1 tRNA gene and 2 rRNA genes are annotated in these 899 nt (G+C 49.6%); all 3 read left to right on the top strand.

The annotated features are described in order from the left end of the window. A 16S ribosomal RNA gene (locus CRI63_RS23815) occupies positions 1 to 365 on the top strand; the annotation flags it as partial. Between the two features lie 85 nt (positions 366 to 450). Then, a tRNA-Glu gene (locus tag CRI63_RS23810) sits at positions 451 to 526 on the top strand. A gap of 193 nt (positions 527 to 719) precedes the next feature. Beyond that, positions 720 to 899: ribosomal RNA gene (locus CRI63_RS23805) — 23S ribosomal RNA — on the top strand; the annotation flags it as partial.

Below are 899 nucleotides of genomic sequence, written 5' to 3'. Positions count from 1 at the left end.
GAAGGTGGGGATGACGTCAAGTCATCATGGCCCTTACGACCAGGGCTACACACGTGCTACAATGGCGCATACAAAGAGAAGCGACCTCGCGAGAGCAAGCGGACCTCATAAAGTGCGTCGTAGTCCGGATTGGAGTCTGCAACTCGACTCCATGAAGTCGGAATCGCTAGTAATCGTGGATCAGAATGCCACGGTGAATACGTTCCCGGGCCTTGTACACACCGCCCGTCACACCATGGGAGTGGGTTGCAAAAGAAGTAGGTAGCTTAACCTTCGGGAGGGCGCTTACCACTTTGTGATTCATGACTGGGGTGAAGTCGTAACAAGGTAACCGTAGGGGAACCTGCGGTTGGATCACCTCCTTACCTTAAAGAACTGTTCTTTGCAGTGCTCACACAGATTGTCTGATAGAAAGTGAAAAGCAAGGCGTCTTGCGAAGCAGACTGATACGTCCCCTTCGTCTAGAGGCCCAGGACACCGCCCTTTCACGGCGGTAACAGGGGTTCGAATCCCCTAGGGGACGCCACTTGCTGGTTTGTGAGTGAAAGTCGCCGACCTCTGTATCTCAAAACTCACTTACGAGTGATGTTTGAGATATTTGCTCTTTAAAAATCTGGATCAAGCTGAAAATTGAAACACTGAACAATGAAAGTTGTTCGTGAGTCTCTCAAATTTTCGCAACGCGATGATGAATCGAAAGAAACATCTTCGGGTTGTGAGGTTAAGCGACTAAGCGTACACGGTGGATGCCCTGGCAGTCAGAGGCGATGAAGGACGTGCTAATCTGCGATAAGCGTCGGTAAGGTGATATGAACCGTTATAACCGGCGATTTCCGAATGGGGAAACCCAGTGTGTTTCGACACACTATCATTAACTGAATCCATAAGGTTAATGAGGC

The organism is Escherichia sp. E2661 (assembly GCF_004745185.1).
GTDB lineage: Bacteria > Pseudomonadota > Gammaproteobacteria > Enterobacterales > Enterobacteriaceae > Escherichia.
The sequence above is the reverse complement of the archived record's forward strand: the minus strand, read 5'-3'. Positions and strand labels throughout refer to the sequence as shown.